The 19538-nt window shown below is 68.9% G+C and carries 15 protein-coding genes; 11 read left to right on the top strand and 4 right to left on the bottom strand.

The window, feature by feature from the left end; translation table 11 throughout:
- Positions 1 to 588 precede the first annotated feature (588 nt).
- The 4 genes from fgd to DSM104329_RS14755 form a co-directional block, all read right to left on the bottom strand.
- Positions 589 to 1617, bottom strand: a complete 1029-nt coding sequence (gene fgd, locus DSM104329_RS14770) for a glucose-6-phosphate dehydrogenase (coenzyme-F420) (RefSeq protein ID WP_259310606.1) — start codon at positions 1615 to 1617, stop codon at positions 589 to 591.
- Between the two features lie 34 nt (positions 1618 to 1651).
- A complete protein-coding gene (locus tag DSM104329_RS14765; RefSeq protein ID WP_259310605.1) occupies positions 1652 to 2320 on the bottom strand; it encodes a pyridoxamine 5'-phosphate oxidase family protein in 669 nt (222 codons plus the stop codon).
- Positions 2321 to 2332: 12 nt separating this feature from the next.
- A complete protein-coding gene (locus tag DSM104329_RS14760; protein WP_259310604.1) occupies positions 2333 to 3160 on the bottom strand; it encodes an MIP/aquaporin family protein in 828 nt (275 codons plus the stop codon).
- A gap of 160 nt (positions 3161 to 3320) precedes the next feature.
- The gene (locus DSM104329_RS14755; protein WP_259310603.1) at positions 3321 to 4808 is read right to left on the bottom strand and encodes an aminotransferase-like domain-containing protein; all 1488 of its coding nucleotides are present in this window, start codon (positions 4806 to 4808) and stop codon (positions 3321 to 3323) included.
- A 531-nt stretch (positions 4809 to 5339) separates the two neighbouring features.
- Here DSM104329_RS14755 and DSM104329_RS14750 point away from each other — a divergent pair.
- The 11 genes from DSM104329_RS14750 to cofH all read left to right on the top strand — a co-directional run bounded on the left by DSM104329_RS14750 (position 5340) and on the right by cofH (position 19538).
- A complete protein-coding gene (locus tag DSM104329_RS14750) occupies positions 5340 to 6620 on the top strand; it encodes an ABC transporter substrate-binding protein (protein ID WP_259310602.1) in 1281 nt (426 codons plus the stop codon).
- Positions 6621 to 6661: 41 nt separating this feature from the next.
- Positions 6662 to 7438, top strand: coding sequence for an ABC transporter ATP-binding protein (locus tag DSM104329_RS14745; RefSeq protein WP_259310601.1), 777 nt, complete (start codon positions 6662 to 6664; stop codon positions 7436 to 7438).
- Positions 7422 to 8132 carry an ABC transporter ATP-binding protein gene (locus DSM104329_RS14740; RefSeq protein WP_259310600.1) on the top strand — a complete coding sequence of 237 codons (711 nt, stop codon included), beginning with the start codon at positions 7422 to 7424 and terminating at the stop codon, positions 8130 to 8132. Before DSM104329_RS14745 ends, DSM104329_RS14740 begins: the two co-directional genes overlap by 17 nt.
- Before the next feature lie 7 nt (positions 8133 to 8139).
- Entirely contained in the window at positions 8140 to 9099 is a 960-nt protein-coding gene (locus DSM104329_RS14735) for a branched-chain amino acid ABC transporter permease (protein ID WP_259310599.1), read from the top strand.
- Positions 9100 to 9104: 5 nt separating this feature from the next.
- Positions 9105 to 10208, top strand: a complete 1104-nt coding sequence (locus DSM104329_RS14730; RefSeq protein WP_259310598.1) for a branched-chain amino acid ABC transporter permease — start codon at positions 9105 to 9107, stop codon at positions 10206 to 10208.
- Complete coding sequence (locus DSM104329_RS14725) at positions 10205 to 11392, top strand: MFS transporter (RefSeq protein WP_326924505.1); 1188 nt, start codon at positions 10205 to 10207, stop codon at positions 11390 to 11392. Before DSM104329_RS14730 ends, DSM104329_RS14725 begins: the two co-directional genes overlap by 4 nt.
- Positions 11393 to 11629: 237 nt before the next feature.
- A complete protein-coding gene (locus DSM104329_RS14720) occupies positions 11630 to 13651 on the top strand; it encodes a hydantoinase/oxoprolinase family protein (RefSeq protein WP_259310597.1) in 2022 nt (673 codons plus the stop codon).
- 22 nt (positions 13652 to 13673) lie between these two features.
- Positions 13674 to 15650, top strand: coding sequence for a hydantoinase B/oxoprolinase family protein (locus DSM104329_RS14715; RefSeq protein ID WP_259310596.1), 1977 nt, complete (start codon positions 13674 to 13676; stop codon positions 15648 to 15650).
- Positions 15651 to 15808: 158 nt separating this feature from the next.
- Entirely contained in the window at positions 15809 to 16186 is a 378-nt protein-coding gene (locus DSM104329_RS14710) for a nuclear transport factor 2 family protein (protein ID WP_259310595.1), read from the top strand.
- Between the two features lie 52 nt (positions 16187 to 16238).
- Positions 16239 to 17312 carry an LLM class flavin-dependent oxidoreductase gene (locus DSM104329_RS14705; RefSeq protein ID WP_259310594.1) on the top strand — a complete coding sequence of 358 codons (1074 nt, stop codon included), beginning with the start codon at positions 16239 to 16241 and terminating at the stop codon, positions 17310 to 17312.
- Positions 17313 to 17321: 9 nt separating this feature from the next.
- Positions 17322 to 19538 carry a 5-amino-6-(D-ribitylamino)uracil--L-tyrosine 4-hydroxyphenyl transferase CofH gene (cofH, locus tag DSM104329_RS14700; RefSeq protein WP_259310593.1) on the top strand — a complete coding sequence of 739 codons (2217 nt, stop codon included), beginning with the start codon at positions 17322 to 17324 and terminating at the stop codon, positions 19536 to 19538.

Below are 19538 nucleotides of genomic sequence, written 5' to 3'. Positions count from 1 at the left end.
GTCGATGGCTACTCTGGTGGCTTTATCGACGTATCGTCGCTGTAGTGGGGCGCAGCGCGGTCGTGGCACGTCGCGCCCCCGCGGTGACGTACTTATTGGCCCACGCCTCGGCACACACGACTGTGTCCTGCGGATCGCGGCAGGGAAACGAGTGTGCGGGGTCGACGAGCACCCCCGCGACCGGAGGCTCGTGCCTTGCGTCACCGCGGTCACCAACCGCGTAGTCTTCGACGCCGTGCCGTCCGAGGATGGTGATGATCGTCGTGGCGGCCGCGGTCGAACGCGAGTCCACTCCCGGCACGTTCCTTGGTGTCGCTGCGCTGCGGAGCGATGCGGCCCAAGCGCCGCGATGTCGTTGCGCATGCCCGTGCCGCCCGGACGGACTGCTCGTACACGAGGCAGCCTTGGGCAAAAGCATGATTCTCGTCCACCGCGTGTGATGCTCGCCGATGCGGCGCAACGCACGCGAGACCCGTGGCCCCGGTTAGCAGCAAATGCTTCGCACCGTGTTGGCGCTCGAGCAGTTTTGCAGAGAGCGTCCTTGGCTCGGGCTGCCGAGTTGCCGCACCTGCATTGCGAACGCGCGGGTCAAGCGACGCGTTGGGAGGCGGCCTGTCTGGTGTCCTGCTCGCGCAGCCGCGGGAGGACATGCTCGGAGTACTGCGTGAGCGCGCGCTCCTGGTCGGGCCCCGGGAAGTGGAACACGAGGTGGCTGAAGCCGAGGTCGATGTAGGGCTGGATCTGGCGGACCTGCTCGTCGGGGTCGTCGGAGACGATCCAGCGGCTGGCCGTCCGGTCGACCGGCAGCGCGTCGGCGAGGCGCTGCATCTCGATCGGGTCCTCGACGCCCATCTTCTCCTCGGGCTTGAGGGCCAGCGCGCCCCAGAACTTCGTGTCCTCGCGGGCGCGGTCGATGTCCTGGTCGAAGGAGACCTTGACCTCGAGGGTGAGCTCGATCTCCGACGGCTGGCGGCCGGCCTTCTCGACGCCGTCCTGCAGCGCGGGCAGCAGCTTCTCGGAGTACAGCGCCGGGTCCTTGCCGCTGGTGGTGATGAAGCCGTCGGCCATGCGCCCCGCCAGGCGCGCCGCGGCGGGGCCGGACGCCGCGATGTACAGCGGGACGCCCTCCTCCGGCCGGTCGTAGATCGTCGCGTCCGTCGTCTGGAAGTGCTCCCCGGAGAACGACACCCGCTCCTCGCGCCACAGCTGCTGCATGAGCTGGGCGGACTCCTTGAGCATCTGGAAGCGCACCTTCTGCTCGGGCCAGTCGACGCCGAGCGGGACCTCGTTCATCGCCTCGCCCGTCCCGATGCCGAGCATCACGCGGCCGGGGTACAGGCAGCCGAGCGTCGCCATCGCCTGGGCGACGATGCCCGGGTGATAGCGGTACGCGGGCGCGACCACGCTGGTGCCGAGCTCGATCTTCTTCGTCCGCTCCCCCGCGGCCCCGAGCCAGGAGAACGAGAACGGCGAGTGGCCGCCGTCGTGGCGCCAGGGCTGGAAGTGGTCGGAGACGACGACGCTGTCGAAGCCGAGGTCCTCCGCGGCGACGGCGAATTCGAGAAGCGGCCGCGGAGCGAACTGCTCCGCCGAGGCCTTGTAACCAAGCTTGAGCAATGTTGCCGATCCTGAGGTCGAGGGGTACAAGAGGTCAGTTCGGTGTCTCTTGACGCCAGCTACGGATGTGTGCAGGGATCGGGCGGTCAGGCGCGAGTCGGGGATCAGGCACCGGCGGCAGCACGCTCGTCTGCAGAGGAACCACCCCGGCCCACGCATCGGTCAGCAAATCGTCTCCTGTGTCGCCCGGCGGACCGGAGCGGATCTTCGCTGAGGCTTCGTCGATCGGCAGCACGAGCAGCGACGTCGCCTTGAGCTCCTGGGACGTTGGTGGCCGCACCTCGTTGGAGCGACCGGGCACCAGCCGGTCGATGAGGACTGTGAGGCCGCGCGCCTTTTCGACCGGGTCGGTGATGGCGGTTGCGCTGCCGAGGATCACCACCGACCGGTAGTTGAACGAGTGGTTGAACGCGGTGCGTGCCAGGACGATCCCGTCCACCAGGGTCACCGTCGCGCACACCGGCTGACCGGTGCTCATCGCGCGTATGGTGCGACTGGCGGCCGAGCCGTGGATGTAGAGCTCGTCCTCCACTCGTGCGTATGTCGTCGGAAGCACGAACGGCTGGCCTGTCGCATCCGCGAGCCCGAGATGGCAGACCAGCCCTTCGTCGAGGATGGAGTTGATCGCCTGCCGATCGAAGATGCCGCGCTGGGGGAACCGCCGCAGCCTTGTGCGGGCCGTGCGTAGGGGCTGATGGGACATGGACGTCATCGCTCAAGCGCGCGGTGAGATCTCGTCGAGCTCGGGCCGCGGCGACGTGACCACCATGTAGGCCAGCGCGGCCACGCATGCCCCGAGGCACTCGGCGACGAGGTACCCGACCCACTGGTCCCAGTTGTGCACGCTTCCGGCGATCGTCGAGATCACGAGCGGACCGAACGCGCGCGCCGGGTTGATGGCGCCCCCGGTCACGGGCCCCAGCGTCACGATGATGGCCGCCACCGCCAGCCCGATGATCAGGCCCGCCCAGCCGCTCGGCGCGACCTTCGATCCGAGGCCGAGCACGATGAACATCAGCACGCCCGTGCCGAAGCCTTCGGCCAGCAGCGCGGATGTCCAGCTCGTCACGGTCGTGTCGAAGTGCGTGAGCCCGAACCCGTATCCGAGGTCGATCGCCCGGTCGGTGAAGATGATCCAGATGCCGGCCGCGCCGGCCACGGCCCCGATCATCTGTGCCGCCACGTACGCGGGTACCTCGCGCGCCGGGAACTGCCGGACCGCCGCCAGGGCGATGGTGACGGCGGGGTTGATGTGTGATCCTGAGACGGGGCCGAAGACGTAACACACACCGGCGATGATCAACCCGAAGGTGAGAGCGATGAAGCCGAGATCCGCGCCGCTGGCGGACGTCACATCGCCCTGCAGGAGGACAGCCGGAACGGAGCCCACACCGATGAAGATGAACAGCGCGGTGGCCACGAGCTCCGCCACTGCGCGCTGACGCAGTGAGAAGCGGCTGCTCTCGGCCGATGCGCGGGCCAGCGAGAACCGTGTGGTCAGGCGGATGAGCCCAGCCTGCGTATCGGAACGGGGTTGAGACATCGGACACCCCTTGCCTTTGGCGGTGCTGATTGGCGCTCGCGGTGTGCGAGCCGGTCACGGCCGATTATCGGCTCGGTCCAACAGTCCGCGAGGTAGCCAATCCACGAAAAGTGGAGTGGACCATGCCAGTCCATTCAGGCGTCCGCACGCCAGCGCGGCCTCACTCGCCGCGGATGAGCGACTCGGAGTAGGCCATCCAAGCGTGCGAGAGCCGCTGGCACGCCTCTCGGATGATCTCCGGGGGATAGACGAACGGAAGGCGGAGGTGGTCGGCGAAGCTCCCGTCGACGGACAGGGTGTCGCCGGCGGTGACGGCCACCCCGCTCATCAGCGCGAACTGGGCGAAGTGCCGCGCATCGCCGCGCGGCAGCCTGATCCACATCGAGCGGCCTCCGTGCGGGCGACGCCAGCGCCAGTCGGGGAGGTGGGCATTCAGCGTGTCCTCCATGAGCTCCAGCGAGTCCCGCAGTTCGTTGCGCTGGGTTGTCAGGATGGCGTCGAGGTTGCCGAGCAGCTCGCGGACGACGATCTGGCTGAGCAGCGACGTGCCCATGTCGCTCAGCGCCTTGAGCCGGGCCAGCCGCGAGATGAGCGGTGAGGAGGCGCGGATCCAGCCAACCCGAAGCCCGCCCCACACGATCTTGCTGGCCGAGCCGACGAGGATCACCGGAGTCAGGCCGTCCGCGTAGGTCGCCAGATACGGCGGCGGACGCTCGAGGCTCAGATCGGCGTTGACCGTGTCCTCGACGATCGGCACCGACGCCCTCGCTGCGACCTCCACGAGGCTGCGACGCTGGTGCTCGGGCACCGTCAGACCGGTCGGGTAGTGGCAGGTCGGCGTGATGAAGATCAGCCGCGGCGCATCCGCGTCGATCAGCTCGCGTAGGCGGCCGGGCAGATTGGCGTCCTCGATCGGCAGGGTCACGGGACGGGCGTGGCTAGGGGTCAGAGCATCCACGAGGCCTCGATATGTGGGGTTCTCCACGATCACGGCATCGTTCGGCCGCACGAACAGGTTCAGCAGCAGGGAGATGGCCTGCTGTGCGCCGCTCGTGATCAGGAGGTCCTCTTCGTCGGTGGGGAGCCCGCGTGCCTCGAGATACCGCGCGATCTGGCGCCGCAGCGAAGGCAGCCCGAGCGGCTGGTAGCCGACCGGCGTCGCCTCACGCAGGAGGTCGCGACCGAGCTCGCCCGGCAGCATCATGCCGACGATCGACTCGAGCGCCGCCACCGGCATCGGAACGGTCAGGTCGATCGGCGCGGGACTGGGATCGATGAAGCTCGACAGGTACGAGCTCTGGACCAGGGCGCTGAGCGCCGCCTCGTCACTGAACGTGCCCTGGCGCCGGTTGTGTACCCAGGTGCCGCTGCCCTGCCGGCTGGCGACGACGCCCTCGTCGCGCAGCACGCTGTAGGCGGACACCACGGTGCTGCGGCTGATGAACAGCTGCTTGGCGAGGTCGCGCTCGGGCGGCAGTCGCGTGCCGCTGGCCAGGAAGCCGGTCTCCACGATCGACCGGAGGGCGGCGCCCAGCTTCGCGTACAAAGGCCCGGGCCCCTCGTTCCAATCCGGCCCGAGCATCTCGACCAACCGGGCCAGCGAGATCTGCGGTGAGTCCTGCGGCGCTGATGGTTGCTCGAGATGCATCGCGCCTGTGGACATTACCGGCAAATGGAACGGTCCACGAGCACCCAATTTCCTGCCATTGGCCCTTGTCCCATGCCGCCCCGCATCACCATATTGCCATTCTAGAGGAGCGGTTGAGGGCGAAACAGCGCTTCGCGCACGTCGCTCATTCGCGGCCGGGTCGACACCGCTACTGCGTGGGAGACGGTCTCCCGAACCCACTCAGCGCGGAGGAGGAGGACGTTGGGATGCACGATCATACGTCGACGTGACGGCTGTTGCCGTCGGGTTTCTGTGAAACCGGCGGCCATGGCCATTGGTAACAGGATTAAGACCTCCGACCGGCACTGAGCCGGTGTGACGGCGTGGCGCGCGGCACACGCCGTCCGCGACCTGCTGTGAACGGGCGCAGCCTCTACCCGAAAATCGCTGCGCCACGGGCCGCGCCGCCTTCGCACGTCTGCACGTGGCTGAGCCGCGATCGGACGGCGTCGCAATGGAGTGCACCATGAACCCAAAAGGAGCAACGCCATGATCGCTCGCGGTCTAGCAGTGACCTGTGCCCTCGCGGCGACGTCCGTGATGGCCCTTGCCGGCTGTGGATCCTCGTCCAATAGCGACACGGGGTCCAGCTCGGCGTCGACCGACGCCGGCGCCGCGACGCAGGCCGGGAGCAAGGATCCGATCGTCGTGGGCATCTCCGCGGCGAAGACCGGCATCTACCAGCCGTACGACGAGCAGGCCAGCCAGCTCCTGCAGATGCGCTTCGACGAGATCAACAAGGACGGGGGCGTGCTGGGCCGGCCGATCCGCGTGGAGTGGATCGACACGAAGTCGGAGAAGCCGACCGCGGGCACCAACGCCCAGGAGCTCATCGACAAGGGCGCCAAGGTCATCGTCGCGACGTGTGACTTCGACTACTCGTTCCCTGCGATCCAGGCGGCATCGACGCAGAAGGTGCCGGCGATGGCGCTGTGCGCGTCCTCGCCGAAGTCGGCGTCGCCCGCGCTTGTCGGGCCGTACTCCGGGACGATGGGCCTCGGCTCTGACACCGAGGGCGTCGCAATGGCCAATTGGCTCCACGAGAACCACCCGGACCTCAAGCGCGCCTACGTGATCACCGACACCTTCATCCAGTACTCGAAGGCGACGGCGGCCTACTTCGCAGCGCGGTGGAAGGAGCTCGGCGGCACGATCTGCGGCGAGGACAGCTTCGTCGGCGGGCCCACCCTGGACCTGAGCTCCCAGGTCACGCGTCTGCGCAGCAAGGTCTCCGGCTGCGACGTCGTCTACGACTCGTCGATCATCCCGTTCGGCGCGCAGCTGATCCGCGGGATCCGCGACGCGGGCATCGACCTGCCGATCGCGACGAACGCCGCCGTGAACGGCACGGCGATCAAGCAGGTGGCCGGCAACGTGTCGGATGTCTACGCGCTGGGATTCGCCTGCGTGGATACGTACTGCAAGGGCGGCAACGCCGCCGTCGCCGACGTCAACGCGCGGTTCGAGGACAAGTACGGGGCCAAGATCGCGTCGAGCTACGCGCTGCCGGGGTACGACCTCGCCACCGCGATCGCCGCGGCGATCGAGAAGGCCGGATCGACCGACGGGGACAAGATCGCCGCCGCGCTCTTCGACTCCGGCATCACCGTCGACGAGCTCAGCGGCAACAAGGTGCAGTTCACGTCGGAGTGCCACCGGCCCCAGCCCGGCGCCTACAGCGTCGAGGAGTTCAAGAACGGACAGTCCAGCCAGGTCGGCACGGCGTCCGTGGATGCGGTGCCGGACATCGGCGACGGCAACACCTGCACCAAGCCCCCGGCGGTGAAGTAGCGGACCGGCCCAGCGCAGACCGGCGACACCGAGGAGGGAAGATGAGCGACGAGCCTGGGCGCAGCGTGTTCGAGGCGCGGGATGTCCGTGTGCACTACGACGGCGTACGCGCGGTCGACGGCGTCGACCTGACGCTGCGGGCCGGCGAGATCATGGGGCTGATCGGACCCAACGGGGCCGGGAAGTCGACGCTGATGGGCGCCATCTCACGGTTCGTCCCGCTCACGACGGGGCGGATCGAGGTGGGCGGCCGGGACGTGTCCGACTGGCCGCCCCACCGGCTCGTCGGACTCGGCGTCGTGCGGACGTTCCAGGACGTCGTCACCTTCCCGACGCTGACGGTGTTCGAGAACGTGGAGCTCGGCGCGCTGGGCGCGGGCCTGTCGCGTTCCCGGGCGCGGGCCCGCGCCCGGGAGCTGCTGATGGGGCTCGACCTGCACGGCGTCGCGGGCCTGCCGGCGTCGGCGTTGCCCCACGGCGACGAGCGCCGGCTCGGCATCGCGCGTGCCGTCGCGGCCCAGCCCCGCTTCCTCCTGCTCGACGAGCCGGCGGCCGGCCTCGACGACGCGGAGAGCCTCGAGCTCTCCGCGACCATCGTGCGGATCCGCGACGACAGCGGCTGCGGCGTACTGCTCGTCGAGCACGACATGCGGATCATCTTCGGGGCCTGCGAGTCGATCCACGTGCTCGACTTCGGCAAGACGCTGGCCGCAGGGCCTCCGGAGGCGGTGCGCGCCGACCCCCGGGTGATGGCGGCGTATCTCGGCCAGAAGGGCTCCGAAGCCGCGGAGAGGCACTCGCATGCTGAGCGTCACTGACCTGACCGTGCATCACGGGCGCGTCGCGGCGGTGCAGGGCCTGTCGCTCGACGTCCGCGAGGGCGAGTTCGTAGGGCTCGTCGGCCACAACGGCGCGGGCAAGACCACGACGCTGATGACGATCGTCGGCGCGTATCGGCCGACCTCCGGTTCGGTCGGCTTCGACGGACGCGACCTGACCCGGCTCTCCCCCGACCGCATCCTGCGCGCGGGCGTCTCGATGGTTCCCGAAGGACGGCGCATCTTCGGGCGGCTGTCGGTCGGGGAGAACCTGAAGATCGGCGCGATCTGCCGGCGCGAGCGCCGGCAGGTCGACGAGGACCTCGACCGCATGCTCGAGCGGTTCCCCGTCCTGAAGAAGACGTGGCACAAGCCTGGAGCACAGCTCTCCGGCGGAGAGCAGCAGCAGCTGGCGATCGCCCGCGCCCTGCTGGCCTCGCCCCGGCTGCTCCTGCTCGACGAGCCCACGCTGGGCCTGGCACCGCTCATGGTCGATCGCGTCTTCGACATCCTCGAGCAGCTTCACGCGGAGGGCCTGACGATCCTGCTGGTCGAGCAGAACGCCGCCCGCACGATCGAGGTGGCGGACCGCACCTACGTGCTGCGCACCGGAGGCCGCGTGCAGTTCCACGGGACGTCCGAGGAGCTCGCCGCCATGGGGGACTTCGAGAGCGCCTACATCGGAATGGGATGAGGAGGGCATGATGTTCGCCACCGCGACGACGGTGCTCCAGTACGGCTTCGACTCCATCGCCTACGGGAGCCTCTTCGCGCTGATCGCCCTGTCGCTGTCGCTGCTGTTCGGCGTGATGGGCCTGATGAACTTCGCCTACGGCGAGCTGATCATGGCCGGCGCGTTCACCATGTTCTACACACGGACGTGGGGCGTGATCCCGATGATCGCCGTCACCTTCGCGATCGTCGTCGTGCTGGCGGTGCTCATGGAGCGGCTGGCCTTCCGCCCGGTCCGGCGCGGGTCGCCTGTGACCCTGCTGATCACCTCGTTCGCCGTGAGCTACGGGTTGCAGCAGCTGGCGTTCATGACGGTGGGCAAGAGCACGCAGCAGGGCGTCACCCCGTATCCGTGGACCACCCGCCAGCACGACGTGCTCGGCGTGCTCGTCAGCAACCTCGAGATCATCACCGCGGTCACCACCGTCCTCCTGCTGATCGCGATGACGTTGATGCTCAAACGCACCTCGCTGGGCGTTCAGCTGCGCGCATCGACCGAGGACTTCGGGATGGCTCAGCTGGTCGGCGTCAAGGCCAATCGGGTGATCGCCTTCGCGTTCGCCATCACCGGGTTCCTCGCCGCCGCGGTGACCGTCCTCTACGTGCTGCGCTCCGGAGCCATCGCGCCGACGATGGGCCAGGGGCCGCTGCTGATCGCCTTCGTGGGCGGCGTGATCGGCGGGCTCGGGAGCCTGTCGGGCGCCGCGTTCGGAGGGTTCGTCCTCGGCTTCCTGATCAACCTCCTGCAGGCCGCCCTGCCGACGAGCCTCAACGGCTACACGCTCGTGTTCGCCTTCCTGGCCGTGATCGCGATCCTCGTCTGGCAGCCCGACGGGATGGTCGTGACGGGCCGGCGCATCCGCGCCAGATGGCGCCGGCGGCGCGAGGCCGCGAGCGCTGAGCCCGTGGCGACCGGGGAGCTCGCATGAACCCCTTGGCCACACTCCAACGCGGGATTCGCCTCACCTGGACGCCGCTGGTGCTGTCGGTCGTCGTCGTCGTCACCTGGGTGCTCATCGAGTCCGGCGGCGACATCTTCTACGAGCGGGAGGGCGAGAAGATGTTCCTGCGGCTGATGCTCGTGCTCGGCCTGCAGATGTTCAGTGGGAACTCCGGGGTCATGTCGTTCGGGCACGTCGCGTTCATGGCGGTCGGTGCCTACGCGTCGGCGCTGCTCACCATTCCCACGGAGATCAAGGAGATCACCTTCACCGAAATGCCGAGCTTCCTGAGCTCGTGGATCTTCCCTGCGCAGTTCGGCCCGCTGGCGGGCACGCTCGTGGCGGCACTCGTGGCCGCGCTGCTGGCCGCGATATTCGCCTTCCCGATCGTGCGGCTGTCCGGGATCGCGGCGGCGATCGCGACGCTCGCGGTGCTCGTGATCACGAACGTGTTCATCAGCCAGACGCCGGCGCTGACGCTGGGCAGCGACACGATCAACGGGGTCCCGCAGACCGCGACGCTGGGCGCGACCGTCGTGTGGGTGGTGCTGACGATCTTCCTGGCCTATGGCCTCAAGCAGTCGCGCATCGGGCTGCGCCTTCGGGCGAGCCGGGAGAACGAGAACGCGGCGAAGTCGGTCGGCGTCGGCGTCCGCCGCGAGCGCTACGTCGCCTTCGTCCTCGCCGGGTTCGTCTTCGGCATCGCCGGCGCGCTCTACGCCCACTACTTCGTCGGGTTCAGCTACACCGACTTCTACTTCGATCTCACGTTCATCGTTGTGGCGATGCTGGTGGTCGGGGGGCTGGGCAGCGTCACGGGCGCGGTCGTGGGGACGTTCTTTCTGACCGTGGTCTACGTCGCGGTCCAGCGGATCGAGGTCAACGGCGTGCTCGGCGCCCAGCCACCCTCGGGCACGGCGAACCTGGTGCTGGCCGTCGTGCTGCTCGGCGCGCTGATCATCCGCCCCAACGGGCTGACCGGCGGCCGGGAGGTTCCGTTGCCGAGCTGGCTGTCGCGCGACCGCGGGAACGGGAAGGCGATCATCGGTGAGCACGGCGATGCCGTGCTACGTCCCTCGTCGTCGGCAAGCGTCTGACGCCGCGCAGGATCCGGGGCCGCCTGACGGTCGCCGGCGTCCTCGGGCTGACGCTGGCGGGCTCGGCACTGCCGACGCCGCTCTACGGCTGGTACGCGAGCGAGTGGCGGCTGTCGACGGTCGCGATGACCGCGGTCTTCGCGGTGTATCCGCTGGGCGTGCTGGCGGCGCTGCTGACGCTCGGCTCGCTGTCGGACGTCGTGGGGCGGCGGCCGGTGCTGATCGGCGCGATCGGGCTGCTCGTGATCGTCGCCCTGCTCTTCATGGGCGCGCGATCCATCACGTGGCTGCTGGCCGCCCGGTCCCTGCAGGGCATTGCGACGGGGGCGGTCCTCGGCGCCGCGAGCGCCGCCATGCTGGACCTGTGGCCGTTGACGGCGCCCCGCGCCGCGGCGGTCAACGTGATGGCCGTGGAGTTCGGGATCGCCGGCGGGGCCGTCGCGGCGACCCTGCTCGTCGGGTACGGGCCGGCACCGGAGATGACGGTGTTCGCGCTGTTCGGCGCGCTGCTGATCGTCGCGATCCGGGCGATCGTCCGTCTGCCCGAGACCGCCCCGCCGGGTCGCGCGGTGCGGCTGCGACCGACGCGCCCCGAGGTGCCGGCCAGCGTCCGGGGCCGTTTTGCCCTCGTGGCGTTCGGCGCCGTCGCAACCTGGTCGGTCGCCGGCGTCTATCTGGCGCTCGGGCCGACGATCAGCGCCGAGATGCTGCGCATGGGCGGGATCGTGCCGGGCGGGCTGGCCGTGGGGTTGCTGAGTGTCGCGGCGGGGTCGGCGCAGCTCGCCATGGCACGCATCGACGTGCGCCGCGCCGCAGCGGTCGGGACGTTGGCCCTGGCGGCCGGCATGGCGCTGGCCGCGGCATCGCTGTCGGTGGGCTCGCCGGTGCTGCTCGTCGGCTCGAGCGCCGTCGTCGGCGTCGGCTTCGGGCTGGCGTTCGGGGGAGGCATCGGCCTGCTCGCGGAGGTCACCCCGTACGACCGGCGTGGCGCGGTGATGTCGACGTACTACGTCGTGGCGTACGCGTCTTTCGGTCTGCCTGTGGTGGCGGTCGGTCTGGTCATCGACACCCTGGGTCTCACCAGAACGATGCAGTACTTCACGGCGGCGGTCATTGGTGTGGCGCTTGTTACCGGAATAGCGCTCTTTTGTGGCAACGGACGGCGCGTGCCATCGAGAGGGTGAACGCACCGTGATTGGTCTCCCTAGTGGCCTGCATCGGGTGCGCGACGGCCGAGGCCGGAATTCGGCTTGTCCGTGGGCCATGACACGTGCATTCCGACCACTTCGTGCCGATTGGCGTGTTGCGCTGGACCTGATTGGCGGCCATAGTGAGCACCGGAGAGCGAGAGCGCAAACTCTGCGCCCTCTGGGCGATGACTTGCTGTTACAGCGTGTGACGAGGGAGCGAGAGGATCGGAAATGGACACGCGAATTGCGGTTGATGTCGGCGGCACGTTCACTGATATCTGCATCCTCGACGAGACGACCGGGGAGATGCAGGTCGAGAAGGTCCCCTCCAGCACCGACCCGATCGACGCGGTCCTCGCCGGCGTGGCCCAGGCCGGGATCGACCTGCACGACGTCGCGATGTTCGCCCACGGCACGACGGTGGCCACGAACGCGCTGATCACCCGGAGACTGCCTGCGGCCGCGATGGTCACGACACGCGGGTTCCGCGACGTGATCGAGATCCGCAACGGCATCAAGGAGGACCTCTGGGACACCTACAAGGACCTCGCGCCGCCGTATATCCGGCGACGCGATCGTCACGAGGTGCTCGAGCGCATGTCCTACTCCGGCGAGGTCCTTACGCCGCTGGACGAGGAGGAGGCGCTGCGGGTCGCGGGTGTCCTGCGCCGCAAGGGCGTCCAGACCGTCGCGGTGTGCTTCATGAACGCGCACGCGAACCCGGCCAACGAACGGCGGATGCAGGAGATCCTCGCCCAAGAGCTGCCGGGAGTGCGGGTCACGACCTCCAGCGAGGTGCTGCCGGAGATCTTCGAGCACGAGCGGTTCGCCACGACGGTCGCCAACGCGGTGCTCGCCCCGCTGGTCAGCGGCTACGTCAATCGCCTGAGCGACCGGCTGACGGAGGGCGGGTACAGCGGGGATCTGCTGATCCTCCACTCGGGCGGGGGTGTCATGACCCCCAAGACCGTCGACAAGCTGGCGGTGCGTCTCGCCGCATCCGGCATCGCGGCGGGCGCGATCGCCTGCCGGCACATCGCCGAGCTGGCGGGCTTTCCCAACGCGATCGGCCTCGACATGGGGGGCACCAGCACGGACATCTCCCTCGTGACCGACGGTCACCTGCGCACCACGAAGGAGTGGTACGTCGAGTTCGGCTATCCGATCTGCTTTCCCAGCATCGAGGTGCTCACGATCGGCGCGGGCGGCGGTTCCCTGGCGTGGATCGACGATGCCGGCGCGATGCGCAACGGGCCTCAGTCGGCCGGCGCGAACCCCGGTCCCGCGGCCTACGGGCGCGGCGGCTCCGAGCCCACGAACACCGACGCGAACCTGGTGCTCGGGCGGCTCGGACCCGCGCTGATCTCCGGACAGATGAGCCTCGACGCGGACGCGGCCGAGGAGGCGATCGAATCCCGCGTGGCCGAGCCGCTCGGGATGAACGTCTCCGAGGCGGCGAACGCGGTCATCCGCGTGGCCAACGCGAACATGGCCGATGCGGTGCGCCTGATCTCCATCCGGCGGGGCTATGACCCGCGCGAGTTCGCGCTCGTGGTCTTCGGAGGAGCGGGGCCCCTGCACGGCGTCGATCTCGCGCGGGAGCTCGGGATCCCCACGGTGCTCGTGCCGCCCAACCCGGGGATCACCTCGGCGCTGGGGTGTCTGCTCGTGGACGTGCACCACGATCTGTCGACGATGTACCTCGCCCGTGCCGAGTCGGCGGATCCGGCCGCGGTGGAGGCCGAGTTCCAGCGGCTGGAGGCCGAGGCTCGCGAGCGGCTGGACGCGGAGGGCGTCGTGCCCGATGACATGCGGCTGACGCGCACCATCGACATGCGCTACGCCGGGCAGTGGCGCTCGATGTCCATCCCGGTCGAGCCGCCGATCACCGACCTGCAGCCGGCCACCCAGCGGTTCCACGTCGACCACGAACGCGAGCACAACTATCGCCGGGACGGCGCCCCGGTCGAGGTGTACCGCCTGAACGTCACCGCGATCGGACGGGTGCCCAAGCCCGAGCTCCGTGAGCACGACGAGGACCCGGCGCCGGCGCGGCCGGCGTCGTACCGACCCGTCCACTTCCAGGACGAGCCGGACCCCGTCGAGACGCCGATCTACGACCGCGCCGAGCTCCGGACGGGGATGGTGATCCCCGGCCCCGCCGTGATCGAGCAGTTCGACTCGACGACGCCACTTCCGCCGGGCTGTACGGCCGAGGTAGACCCGTGGCTGAACCTGCGGATCACCGTTTGACGGCCCACACGAGGAGCCAACCATGACCCAGCGCACAGCAACACCCGCGAAGTCCCTCGATCCGGTGACGCTCGAGGTTCTCAAGAACTCGTTCACCACCATCGTCGACGAGATGGCCGAGCAGATCCTGCGAACCTGTCACTCGTTCGTCATGTACGCGCGGGACTTCTCCTCCGCTCTGTGTGACCGCCACGGCAACACCGCCATGCAGGGCAGCTATGACATCGCGGTGCACGTGGGAACGCTTCACTTCACGGCAAAGGCGGTCATCGAGGCGTTCGAGGGCGACATCCGTCCGGGGGACGTCTTCGCCATCAACGATCCGTACCTCGGTGGGACGCACTTCTCCGATGTCCGGATCGTCCGTCCCATCTTCGTCGGCGACGAGATCATCGCCTACGCGCAGTCCAACGGGCACTGGGCGGACATCGGCGGCAGCGTGCCCGGCTCGTTCGACGTCAACGCCAAGGAGCATTTCGGCGAGGGCCTGCGGATCCCGCCGGTGCGCATCTACGATCGCGGACGCTACTGCGAGGACGTCGTGCGGCTGATCATGTCGAACACGCGCGCGCCGGCGGCGGCGACCGGTGACCTCGAGTCGCAGGTCTCGGCCACGCAGGTCGCCGAGCGGGAGATGCTGCGCCTCGTCGACAAGTACGGCAAGGACACGATCCTCGTCGCGCTCGAAGAGGTCCAGGACTACGTCGAGCAGCTGACGCGCCAGCGCGTGGCCGAGATGCCGGACGGGACTTGGGAGACCGAGGACTACATCGACTACGACCCGGCGATCGGCGAAGGGCTGATCCCGATCAAGGTCAAGATGACGATCGAGGGCGATCGCGTGCTCTACGACCTGACCGGGTCGCATCCGGCGATCGGCACGTTCCTCAACGCGTCGCTCGGAGCCACCTTCTCCGGAGTGGTGACCGGGACGAAGATGTTCTTCCCGGATCTGCCGCTCAACTCCGGCTTCTACCGGCCGCTGGAGGTCAACCCGGGGCCCGAGGGCACGGTGGTCAACGCACCGTGGCCCGTCGCGGTCACCGGCTTCTGCTCGGGGGCCTACGGCAAGATCGTCAACTGCGTCTTCGAGCTGTGGTCGAAGGTCCAGCCGGATCGGGCGATCGCCTGCTGCGTGGACATCGAGTACCTGCTCGTGGGCGGTCGCGACGGGCGCACGCCCGACAACGACATCTTCATGTGGTACGACTGGATGTCCGGAGGGTGGGGCGCCCGCAACGGGAAGGACGGCAACACCGCGACGTCCTCCGTGTTCGGGGTCGGCGAGGCGATCCAGCCCGTCGAGGGCCAGGAGCGCTTGTGCCCGGTGGTGACCAGTGAGCACCAGATCCTGATGGACTCGGGCGGCCCGGGAACGTACCGCGGCGGGTGCGGGGTGCAGAAGGGCGGGGAGCTGACCGAGGTCGCCGGCACCGTCATGTCGTACTGCTGCGACCGCGCCCGTTCCGTCGTCTGGGGCATGGACGGGGGTCTGCCGTCGCTTCCGCTGGGCCTGTGGCTGACCCGCGCCGGCGAGGACGAGCCCCGGTACCTCGGGGCGATCTTCTCGAACGTGCCGGTCGGTCCCGGCGACCGCTTCACCCGCCCGTCGGCCGGCGGCGGAGGCATCGGCGACCCGTTGCTGCGCGATCCGGACCTCGTCTGCGAGGACGTCGTCGACGGGTACGTGTCGGTCGACAGGGCGCGGAAGGACTACGGGGTGGTCATCCGCGTGATCGATTCCGAGCTCGCCATGTACGAGGTCGACCTCGACGCGACCTCCGCCGAGCGGACGCGCATCGCGGGCGCGCGGCACGGCTGGCTGGAAGAGCCGGCCGATGCCGTCGCCGAGCGGTATCGCGCCGGTGAGATCGACGCCCTCGACGCGGTCCGCCAGCACGGCGTGATCCTCGATTGGGGGACGGGCGAGCTGCTGCCGAAGACGACCGCCCAGTTCCGTCAGATGCTGGCGCGACGGACGGCGGCGTTCTGGGGCTAGTCCCCGGTCCAGCGAACTGCAGGGTCGCGTGCGCCGCGGCGCCGCCGGCAGCCGGCGGCGGTCTGACTGCGCCTACGACGCCAACACCGATCAGAGAAAGGACACCGATGACATCCAGGACACAGCCACCGGGCGACGGTGCGAGCAGGACCTCGACCATGACGCGCGAGCGCCTGCTCGAAGCCCTCGAGCAGTGGAACCGGCACGACCTCGAGGGCGTGATGCGGTACTTCGCGCAGGATTGCGAGTACCACGCCTCGTTCGGTCCGACCGCGCTCGGGGCCAGCTATGTCGGGCGCGACCAGGTTCGTGAGGGCGTACGGAGCTTCTTCGCCGCCTATCCGGACGGCCAGTTCATCGACACGGAGGTGACGGTGGACGGGGATCGCGGCTCGGCGGAGTGGACGTTCGTGAGCACGAACGCCGACGGCGAGCGCACCTCCGTGCGCGGATGCGACCTGCTCGAGTTCGAGGGCCCGTTCGTCAGGCGCAAGAACGCGTTCCGCAAGATCGTCGACGACCAGCCGCAGGAGTAAGCAGCAAGCGAGCGAGACCGGCAGTCAGCCGAACATCGAAGGGAGCAGCGCCATGAAGATGAGTGCCTACCTCTATCCCAAGCCGGGCGAGGGGGAGTTCGAGAAGTTCATCGATTCGGTGAAGGCCGCCGAGGAGGCCGGCTACGATCGCGCCTGGGTCTTCGACTCCCAGATGCTGTGGAAGGACGTGTACGTGTACATGTCGCATGCGCTCGCCGTGACGGAGCGCATCGCGCTGGGGACCGGAGTCACCAATCCGTTCACTCGGCATTTCACGGTGACGGCGAACGCGCACGCGACGCTGAACCAGATCTATCCGGGGCGTGTGCTGTTCGGTATCGGCCGCGGCGACAGCGCGCGGCGCACGCTCGGCCTGCATCCGTTCCCGACCGCTTCGTTCAAGGAGGTCGTTCGCGACATCCAGACGCTCATGGCCGGCGGGAGCGTCGGCATCGTCGACCACACGGGCAAGACCGGTCCGGAGACCCACATCGTCTGGGCCAAGGAGCACATCCCGACGATGATGTCGGCGACGGGCCCGAAGAACCTGCGCCTCGCGGGAGCCCTGGCCGACATCGTCCAGCTCCAGGTGGGGACGCATCCCGACTCGATCCGCTGGGCGCTGGAGTACGTGCGCGAGGGGGCGGACGAGGCGGGCCGCAACTTCGACGACATCGAGATCGGCTGCTTCACGGCGATGTTCGTCGGCGAGGATCAGGAGGCGGCGTGGGAGTTCTGCCGCTTCTCGCCGAACATTGCGGCGAACCAGTTCGCGGACACCGTCAAGTACAACCCGGGCGTCGAGCTTCCGGGGCCGATCGACCGGCTCGTCAACACGCCCCGTGCGACGTACGACTACTGGGGCGGTCACTGCGAGTCAGACGCCGAGCACATGGTCCTCCCCGGCGAGGTCGTCGACGACTTCTCCATCGCCGGACCGCGTGACAAGTGCTTGGAGAAGATCAAGGAGCTCGCGGCGGTGGGCGTCGAGGAGATCGCCCCCGGAGTGCTGAACGGCGAGGTCGAGCAGATCCTCAAGGTTGGGCGCGAGATCATCCCAGAGACCCAGGCGATCGAGGCCACGCGCTGGAGCGAGGTGCTCGGAGGACCGGGCGTCACCGCGTAGGTCACACCCATGTCGCCGCGCCGCCGGATCACCTTCTCCCGCAATGTGACGTTGTCGTTGTCGCGGACGTGTGTTTCGCATTGCAAGTACTGCGCGTTTTCGACGCATCGCGCGCATCTGCACACGCCGGGGGAGGTCGAGCAGCTGATTGATCGTGCGGCGCGGCGTGGGGTCAAGGAGTTGTTGGTGTTGACCGGTGATGAGCCGGGTTATCACGTCGGGGTGCGTGAGCGGCTGGCGGAGTTCGGTTTTGATGATTTCGTGGGGTATGTGGCGTGGGCGTGTGAGCGGTCGCTGGAGCGGGGGGTGTTGGCGCACACCAACCTCGGTGGCCTGTCGGCCGGGGATCTGGCCCGGTTACGGGAGGTGACGGCGTCGCAGGGGTTGATGCTGGAGTCGTTGCGGGCGGATCTCGTTGCGCATCAGGGTTCGCCGACGAAGGACCCTGCGTTGCGGCTGGCGACGATCCGGGCGGCGGGGGAGTTGCGCATCCCGTTCACCAGCGGGATCTTGGTGGGGATCGGCGAGTCGCGTCAGGATCGTTTGGATGCGTTGGGCGCGTTGGCCGCTGTGCATGGCGAGTATGGGCATCTGCAGGAGGTCATCCTGCAGAACTTCGTGCCGCATCGCCGCTACTACGGTGAGGAGCCGGCCGATATCGCCACCGAGGCGGCCGAGCGGTACTGGCGCACCGGGCTGGGCACGCACCCGCAGCTGCTGTTGCCCGACTGGGCCTGCGAGATCTCGATCGACGACATGCTCGAGCTCGTGACGGCGAGCCGGGAGCTGATGCCCGACGTCGGCGTGCAGATCCCGCCGAACCTCGCGGACTGGTGGCCGCAGCTGATCGCCGCCGGCGCGACCGACCTCGGCGGGCTGAGCGCCAACGGCGACCACATCAGCCCCGAGCATCCGTTCCCGTCGCCGCACAAGGTCCGCAAGACCCTGGCGCCGCTCGGCTACGCGCTGACCGAGCGGCTGTGCGTCTACCCGCAGTACCTCGACCGCGAGTGGATGGCCCAGGGCGTGCTCGACGTGGTCAAGACGAAGTACTGGAGCTTCATCCCACGCGGGGCGTCGGGCCGGCGCGAGGAACGCGTCATCCGCCGCGATCTCGTCGCGGGCGCGATCGCCAAGGGCCGCGACGGCGTGTCGCTGTCGGAGGATGAGCTGACCGCGCTGTTCGCCGAGAACCGGCCGGAGGCGATCGAGGACATGCGCCAGGCCGCCGACGAGCTGCGCGCCGAGCTCGCGGGCGACACGGTGACCTTCGTCGTCAACCGCAACATCAACGTCTCCAACGTGTGCATCGTGGGCTGCGCGTTCTGCGGCTTCGGCCAGGGCAAGCGCTCGCCGGACGCCTACCAGCACCCCGGGCAGGAGTTTCGCGCCCGCATCCGCGACGCGGTCGACTACGGCGCCACCGAGCTGTGCATCCAGTCCGGCATCCACCCCGACTGGAGCTTCGAGGACTACCTGGCGTACCTGCGCATCGCCAAGGACGAGGCGGCGCAACTGCACCTGCACGCCTACAGCCCGATGGAGATCGCGCACATCGCCGACATCTCGGGCCGCCCGCTGCCGGAGATCTTCGCCGGGCTGCAAGCGGCCGGCCTGGGGTCGACCCCCGGCACCGCCGCCGAGGTCCTGCACGACGGCGTCCGCGAGCGCATCAGCCCCAACAAGCTGCCGGTCGCGCGCTGGATCGAGGTCATCGAGGCGTCGCACCGCTCCGGGCTGCGCTCGACCTCGACCGTGATGTTCGGCCACATCGAGGAGCCATGGGAGCTCGCCGAGCACATGCGCGTCATCCGCACGCTGCAGGAGCGCACCGGCGGCTTCACCGAGTTCGTCCCGCTGTCGTTCATCCCCTTCCAGACCCTGCTCGGCCGCACCCACGGCGTGGAGGAGATCTCACCGGAGGAGAACCTCAAGCACACCGCGGTCTTTCGCCTCGCGCTCGGAAAGACGATCACCAACCTCCAGGCCTCCTGGGTCAAGATGGGCCTCGACACCGCCACCGAAGCGCTGCGCTGGGGCGTCAACGACCTCGGTGGCACCCTCATGGAGGAGTCGATCAGCCGCCTCGCCGGCTCCTATCACGGCGTCCGCCTCGACCCACCCCAGCTCATCGCCGCCGCCCACAAAGCCGGCCGCCCCGCCGCCGAACGCACCACCCTCTACGACATCCGCTGCCGCTACGAGCTGCCGCTGCTCGCGCTTTGA

The organism is Capillimicrobium parvum (genome assembly GCF_021172045.1).
Classification (GTDB): Bacteria; Actinomycetota; Thermoleophilia; order Solirubrobacterales; family Solirubrobacteraceae; genus Capillimicrobium; species Capillimicrobium parvum.
The sequence above is the reverse complement of the archived record's forward strand: the minus strand, read 5'-3'. Positions and strand labels throughout refer to the sequence as shown.